This is a genomic window from Oscillibacter sp. UBA6647 (assembly GCA_002455655.1).
GTDB lineage: Bacteria > Bacillota > Clostridia > Oscillospirales > Oscillospiraceae > Oscillibacter.
Genome location: DKLF01000026.1, coordinates 1 through 7,403 on the forward strand (window position 1 = coordinate 1; position 7,403 = coordinate 7,403).

The 7,403-nt window shown below is 56.0% G+C and carries 6 protein-coding genes; 5 read left to right on the plus strand and 1 reads right to left on the minus strand.

All coding sequences use genetic code 11. From position 1 onward, the window contains the following. The coding region (locus tag B2W96_RS02070; RefSeq protein ID WP_293008064.1) for a GntR family transcriptional regulator at positions 1-474 on the minus strand (474 nt) is incomplete at its 3' end. A gap of 534 nt (positions 475-1,008) precedes the next feature. Between B2W96_RS02070 and B2W96_RS02075 the strand changes: the two genes are divergently transcribed. The 5 genes from B2W96_RS02075 to B2W96_RS02095 all read left to right on the plus strand — a co-directional run bounded on the left by B2W96_RS02075 (position 1,009) and on the right by B2W96_RS02095 (position 7,390). Next, positions 1,009-2,025, plus strand: coding sequence for an ABC transporter substrate-binding protein (locus B2W96_RS02075; protein ID WP_293008066.1), 1,017 nt, complete (start codon positions 1,009-1,011; stop codon positions 2,023-2,025). A gap of 132 nt (positions 2,026-2,157) precedes the next feature. Continuing rightward, positions 2,158-3,675: a sugar ABC transporter ATP-binding protein gene (locus tag B2W96_RS02080; RefSeq protein ID WP_293008068.1), complete on the plus strand. Its 1,518-nt coding sequence runs from the start codon at positions 2,158-2,160 to the stop codon at positions 3,673-3,675. Continuing rightward, complete coding sequence (locus B2W96_RS02085; RefSeq protein WP_293008070.1) at positions 3,672-4,793, plus strand: ABC transporter permease; 1,122 nt, start codon at positions 3,672-3,674, stop codon at positions 4,791-4,793. The genes B2W96_RS02080 and B2W96_RS02085 overlap by 4 nt, the downstream gene beginning before the upstream one ends. Before the next feature lies 1 nt (position 4,794). Continuing rightward, positions 4,795-5,853 carry an ABC transporter permease subunit gene (locus B2W96_RS02090; protein ID WP_293008072.1) on the plus strand — a complete coding sequence of 353 codons (1,059 nt, stop codon included), beginning with the start codon at positions 4,795-4,797 and terminating at the stop codon, positions 5,851-5,853. Between the two features lie 19 nt (positions 5,854-5,872). Continuing rightward, positions 5,873-7,390 carry a xylulokinase gene (locus tag B2W96_RS02095; protein WP_293008074.1) on the plus strand — a complete coding sequence of 506 codons (1,518 nt, stop codon included), beginning with the start codon at positions 5,873-5,875 and terminating at the stop codon, positions 7,388-7,390. The last annotated feature ends 13 nt before the right edge of the window (positions 7,391-7,403 follow it).

Genomic DNA, 7,403 nt, shown 5'->3' on the forward strand with positions numbered 1-7,403 from the left:
CTGACGCAGTTTTTCATACAAATCAATGTTGGGGCTGGGCAAGGCTGTTTTCGCGCCCTCCACCAAAATTCCCCGTACCGGCTCCAAAAGCAGCTTGCATAGGATTTCCCGTTCCCGCATCACTTCATTCTCCGTGGAAAACACCAGCGTGGAATAGCCCTCCTGCGCAAAAACGGTCTGCGCGTCATGGAGCACCGTCGGGAAAATGTAGTCGTCCAAAAAGGATGTAATCACCGCAACCTGACGGGAGGCAATATCCACCGGTTTTCCGGTGGCATAGATGCCGCTGCCCTGCCGGGTTGCCACCAGCCCCTCCTCGGCCAAAAGCTGAATTGCGTGCCGCACGGTCTGCCGGCTCATCCGATATCGCCGGGCCAGCTCCGCTTCCGTGGGAAATTTGTAGCCGCCTGAAATGCCCCCGCGGAGCAGCTCCTCCCGCAGGATGCCGGCTAAAATACTGTACTTTGACGCCATTGTATCCACCTCTGTCTCTATGATCAATAGTTTGATTATACCAGAGTTACCATAATATAGCTAAAAAATTAAGTTAATTTTTCTGTGATTTTTGCAATGTGCCCAAAACAAATTTTGAAACTTATCACATCTTTGTACAAGAAATTGGACATGCAGACCATAAAATAATCCACTTTTCAAAAGGAAGTTCCCGCCCTCGGACATAAAATGGGCAAGTATGTATACCCTCTGCCGCTTGTGAGAACATGGCTGGAATCATAAAATTTTAAACAAATGCATAGTTAGACCGTAAAATATTAAACAAAAAATCAGTAAAAAGCAACTACTCTTGAAAAATTGTACGTTACTTTTTAAATTTTGTGAAATTTGTTTTGTTTATGCATACAAATATGGTGAAATAGTACAAGCACATATTGACTTTATGACTAGAATCAGGTTTAATGCAGACAAGAAAGCCTGACGGAGGAAGGAAGTACCTTTGGATGACGGCTCTCGTACCACACCAAACGCGATGAATGAAAGTGAGGATGAAACATGAAAAAGTTGCTTAGTCTTGCATTGTCTCTGTGCATGGTTCTCGCTCTGGCCGCCTGTGGCGGCAACGGCAGCGCTCCCGCCGGGAGCGCTGGTTCCGCCGGAAGCGCCTCCTCTGCCCCCGCGGGCGGCAGCGACCTGATCAAAGTCGGTATCATCAACAACGACCCCAATGAATCCGGCTATCGCACCGCCAATGATAAGGATATGAAGGCCACCTTTACCGAGGCCAACGGCTATGAGGCTTCCTTCGCGTACAGTCTGAAAAATGACGAGCAGATCGCCGCCGCCCAGAAGTTCATTCAGGACGAGGTGGATTATCTGCTGATCTCCGCGGCAGGCACCTCCGGCTGGGATTCCGTCCTGCAGGATGCGCAGACCGCCGGCATTCAGGTCATCCTGTTCGACCGTACCATTGACGCGGATGAGAGCCTGTATGTGGCTTCCATCGTCTCCGACATGGCCAAGGAAGGCCAGACCGCCGTGGATTGGCTGGCGGGCCAGAAGCTGGATACATATAACGTCATCCATATCCAGGGCGTGATGGGCTCCGCCGCGCAGATCGGGCGCACCGGCGCGTTGGACGCGATGGTGGCCGCCAATGACAACTGGAACATGATTACCCAGCAGACCGCCGAGTGGAACGCGGAAACCGCACAGCAGATTGTGCAGTCCGTCATCGACTCCGGCAAGTCCTTCAACGTCATCTATGCCGAGAATGACGACATGGCCAAGGGCGCCGTGGCCGCGCTGGACAAGGCCAACATTTCTCACGGCGTGAACGGCGACGTCATCGTCATGGGCTTCGACTGCAACAAGTGGGCGCTTGAAGAGCTGCTGGCCGGCAACTGGAACTATGACGGACAGTGCAACCCGTTCCAGGCCTCCTACATCAACGACATTATCCATGAGCTGGAGAAGGGCAACGCCCCCGCCCAGAAGGTTGTCATCATGGACGAGAAGGGCTTTGACGCCTCCACCATCACGCAGGCCGACGTGGATACCTACGGTATCTAAGTTCCGGCAGCGTTAAATCTCAAATAATCCTGGGCGCGCGGTACGGCATATTTGGATGCTTGATCCTTGTATCCGCGCCGCGCGCCCCTTTTATTTTCAAGTATCTCATCCTTGACTGGAGGCGAAGAAGCTATGCAAGAGGGCGCCGTATTGGAACTGCGCGGTATCTGCAAGAATTTTCCGGGCGTACGCGCCCTGCAAGATGTGGACTTTACCCTGCGCGAGGGAGAAATCCATGCTCTGATGGGCGAAAACGGTGCGGGAAAATCCACATTGATCAAGGTTCTCACGGGTGTGTACCCGAAAGACGAGGGGACCATTTACATTCGGGGGTACGACGGCCCGGCCGTCATTAAATCCCCGCAGGACGCGCAGGAAATGGGCATCAGCACGGTCTATCAGGAAATCACTCTTTGTCCCAACCTGACCGTGGCGGAAAACATGTACATCGGGCGGACAAAGAGTTCGCTGACGAACTGGAAAAAGATCAACCGGGACGCGGGGGAGCTTCTGAACACGCTGGGCATCCCGGCAAGTCCCACACAGCAGCTTGCAAGCTGCTCCATTGCCGTGCAGCAGATGGTTGCCATCGCCCGTGCGGTGGATATGGAGTGCAAGGTACTGATTCTGGACGAACCCACCTCATCTCTGGACGAGCAGGAGGTCGCCAAGCTATTTAATCTGATGATAAACTTGAAATCCAAGGGCGTGGGAATTGTCTTCGTCACCCACTTTTTGGATCAGGTATACGAGGTCTGCGACCGCATCACCGTCCTGCGGGACGGACAGTTGGTTGGAGAATATGTCATAGAGGACCTGCCCAGGGTCCTGCTGGTTTCCAAAATGCTGGGCAAGGAACTGAACGATCTGGACGGCGTTGGCAAGGCGGAGACGCAGGGCGGATACGACGCGGACGGCGCCTGTGTGATGGAGGCCGTTCAGCTTGCCAGCACGGCTGGAATCAAGCCCTTCGATTTCTCCATTCAAAAGGGCGAGGTCAACGGGTTTACGGGCCTTTTGGGCTCCGGCCGCAGCGAATGCGTCCGGGCGCTGTTCGGCGCGGATCGGGCCACCGGCGGCACTCTTTCCATGAACGGAAAAAAGGTACGGATTTCAAAGCCCTTAGACGCCATGAAGCACGGCATCGGCTATTTGCCCGAGGACCGCAAACAGGACGGCATCGTGGGCGATCTGTCCGTCCGGGACAATATTATTCTGGCCCTTCAGGTGATGAAGGGGTTCTTCCGTCCCTTTACCCGGGCGCAGGCGGAGGCATTTGCCGATGAGTACATCAAGCTGCTGGACATAAAGACGGCTTCTGCCGATACGCCGGTCAAATCCCTTTCCGGAGGGAATCAGCAAAAGGTCATTTTGGCCCGCTGGCTGCTGACCAATCCGGTGTTCTTGATTCTTGACGAGCCCACCCGGGGCATTGATATCGGCACCAAGCTGGAAATTCAAAAGCTGGTGCTGAAGCTGGCGGCGCAGGGCAAGAGCGTCACCTTCATTTCCTCGGAAATCGACGAGATGCTGCGCACCTGCTCCCGCCTGATTGTGATGCGTGACCGCAAGGTGGTGGGCGAACTGACCGGGGATGACCTGACACAGAACAAGATCATGACGACCATCGCCGGAGGTGAGAATCCATGACAACATCTACAAAAACACCCGTTCAGGCACCGCCGCAGCGTGTGAAAACAGGTTCGCTGCTCTCCCGCCTGACCCGGCATCAAATCTTTATCCCCATTGCGGCGCTGCTGATTCTGGTGGTATTCAATTTGATTGCCGACCCGTCCTTTTTCGCCATCTCATTGGACCACAACAGCGCCGGGAATCCGGTTCTGTCGGGATATCTCATCACGATTTTAGACAATGCCTCCGAGCTGGTAATCCTCGCCATCGGCATGACACTGGTGACGGCCGCCTCCGGCGGACAGGACATCAGCGTGGGTGCAGCTATTGCCATCGGCGGCAGCGTGGTGCTGCGGGTGCTGTGCGGGACGGACTCCCGGCCGGAGGTGCTCCATGCACCCATTATCGTGGCCTTTCTCGTGTGCTGCCTTGTGTCCATGCTTTTCGGCGCGTTCAACGGCGTGCTGGTGGCCTATTTTAAAATTCAGCCCATGGTGGCAACGCTGATTTTGTTTACGGCAGGCCGCTCCATCGCCGCATGGATCAACAACAACGAGCTTCCCATTATCAGCGACGCGACCTTCGGCTATTTCGGCAACTTTATTCCCGGCATTCCAATCCCCACGCCGGTCTTTATCGCCGTCGTCTGTATGATTGTCATTGCAGTGGCACTGAAATTTACGAATCTGGGGCTGTATACCCAGTCGGTGGGCATCAACGCCCACTCCTCCCGGCTCAACGGAATTGACCCCGCCTTCATCAAGTTTATCACCTATGTGATTATGGGGCTTTGTGTGGCGGTGGCGGGCTTTATCAAGGTCAGCCGCTTTTCCACCATCAACTACTCCGTGGTGGCCAAGGATATCGAGATGGACGCGATTTTGGCGGTAGCTTTGGGCGGCAGCGCCCTCAGCGGCGGCAAATTTAACATGACCGCGTCCATTCTGGGCGCGTACGTCATTCAGTTCCTCACCACCACACTGTTCAAGTTCAACGTGGTGTCCAGCGCGCTGCCGGCGTATAAGGCCGTGGTGGTCATCCTGCTGGTGGTTTTGAGCGCCCCCGTGGTCCGGGAGAGGCTGGGGATTCTCGCCAAGAGATTCTCGCCTGCAAAACCGGCAAAGGAGGTGGGTTAATATGCCGACCGCAAACATTGTGACGGCGGGGAAAACGCCCCGGCTGAAAAGCCGCGGAGGCATTTCCGACACGAACCTGCTTCTGCTGATCACCATTTCCGTATTCATTGCCATGTACATCTGTGCGATTTTGTTCCTGGGCTCCGGCTTCTTGAAGCCCCAGACCTTTTTCAACATTCTTAACGAAAATGCCAGCCTCATCATTCTCTCCTGCGGCATGAGCATCGTCATGATTACTGGGGGTATCGACATCTCCGTGGGTACGCTGACGGCGCTGGTATGCATGAGCTGTGCCGTCCATCTGGACTATCAGGGTGGCAGCGTGGTCACGTCGCTTCTGCTGGCGCTGGGCATCGGGCTGGCGTTCGGGATTGTTCAGGGCTTTTTGATTGCCTATCTGGAGATTCAGCCCTTTATCGTCACTCTGGCGGGTATGTTTTTCGCCAAGGGGATGACCACCATCGTCAACGCCACCCAGTTCAATGTGGAGAATGAAGCGTTTCGGGCACTGAAGGCCACCCGAATCTATGTGCCGGGGATGGGCTCTGTCAACAAGCTGGGCGCTTATGTGCCCGCTTATGTGGAGATCGGCGTGGTGGTGGCGGTGGTCACGGCAATCCTGCTGTTCTGCCTGCTGCGCTGGACCAGACTGGGCCGCAATTTTTACGCCGTGGGCGGCAACACCCAAAGCGCCAACATGCTGGGCATCAACGCCAAGCGCACCAAATTCATGGCCTACCTGCTCTGCGGCCTGCTGGCGGGCATCGGCGGCTTTGTGTACTTCCTCCATGTGGGGTCCGGTTCTCCCTCCCACGCCAGCGGCGCGGAGATGAACGCCATTGCCTCCTCCATCATCGGCGGAACAATGTTGACCGGCGGCGTGGGTAACATTGCGGGTACGTTTTTCGGCGTGCTGTCTCTGAGTACCATCAAGAATATCGTCTCCTCTCTGGGGCTGGACGAGGCATGGTGGACCAACATCACCGTGGCGGCCATGATCTGCCTGTTCCTGGTGATTCAAAGCGTGGTTCTCCTGCGCAAAAACAAGAGCAAGCAGTAAGCGGAAGGAGCTTATGCATATGAACACATTTCTTGGCATCGAGCTGGGTTCCACCCGCATCAAGGCGGTGTCCGTGAATACGGCCTGCGCCCCCGTTTTCTCCGGGGATTACACATGGAAAAGCCGCTATGAAAACGGCGTCTGGACATATCCTCTGGAAGAGGTCTGGACAGGGCTGAAAGCCGCGCTGGGCGGCATTCAGGATCGCCGACAGGTGCAGGCCATGGGTGTTTCCGCCATGATGCACGGCTATCTGGCTTTTGACCAAAACTGGAAGTTACTCACGCCCTTCCGCACATGGCAGAATACCATGACTGCGCAGGCGGCGGAGGAGCTGACGGCGCTTTTTGACTTCAATATTCCCCAGCGCTGGAGCATTGCCCACCTGTATCAGGCAGTGCTGAACCGAGAGCCTCATGTGCAACAGATCGCCCACATCACCACGCTGGCCGGGTATGTCCACTTTATGCTCACCGGGGTCAACGTCGTAGGCATCGGCGAGGCCAGCGGAATGTTTCCCATTGACAGCTCCGTTCGCAATTATAATGAAGAGATGCTTCAAAAATTTGAGAAACTCACAGCGGAGCAGCCTTGGAGCATCCGGGACCTGCTGCCCCGCGCGATGCCCGCCGGAACGCTTGCCGGTGAGCTGACAGAGGAGGGCGCCCGCCTGTTGGACGGATTGCTTTCTCCGGGGATTCCCTTTGCTCCCCCCGAAGGGGACGCGGGGACCGGCATGGCGGCCACCAATGCCGTGGCTCCCCGTACCGGCAATGTCTCCGCCGGTACGTCTATTTTCTCCATGGTGGTTCTGGAGAAGCCGCTTTCCAAGGTTTATCCGGAAATTGATATGGTCACCACCCCCGCGGGCGCACCCGTGGCGATGGTCCACTGCAACAACTGCACGGGCGATATGAACGCGTGGGCAGGTATACTGGGGGAGACTGCGGAGCTTTTCGGCGCGCCGGTTTCCACAGGAGAGCTTTTTACAAAGCTCTATCAGAAGAGTTTGGAGGGGGACCCAGACTGCGGCGGCGTGCTGACCTACAACTATCTGGCGGGAGAGGGCGTCACCCATCTGGATGCGGGGCGGCCCATGGTGGTCCGCCGCCCGGACAGCTCCTTCACCTTAGCTAACTTTCTCCGCTCTCAGCTTTACGCCACCATGGCCACCCTGAAAATTGGCATGGACATTCTGGCGTCTGAGGGCGTGATGATCGACACCTTGACGGGACATGGAGGCCTTTTCAAGACCCCGGTGGTAGGGCAGCGGTATTTGGCTGCCGCCAGCAACGCCCCCGTCACCTGTATGGAAACCGCTGGGGAGGGCGGACCTTACGGGATGGCGCTGCTGGCGGCCTATCTCCATAACGGGCAGGGAAGAACGCTGGTGGAATTTTTGGCACGGGATGTCTTTGAGGGAAGCCCCGGCTCCATTCAAAAGCCCGACGAAGAGGACATCATCGGCTTTCGCACCTATCTCGAGCGTTTTCGCGTGGGCCTTGCAGTAGAGCGCACCGCGGTGAGCCATTTGTAAAAGGAGAACATAA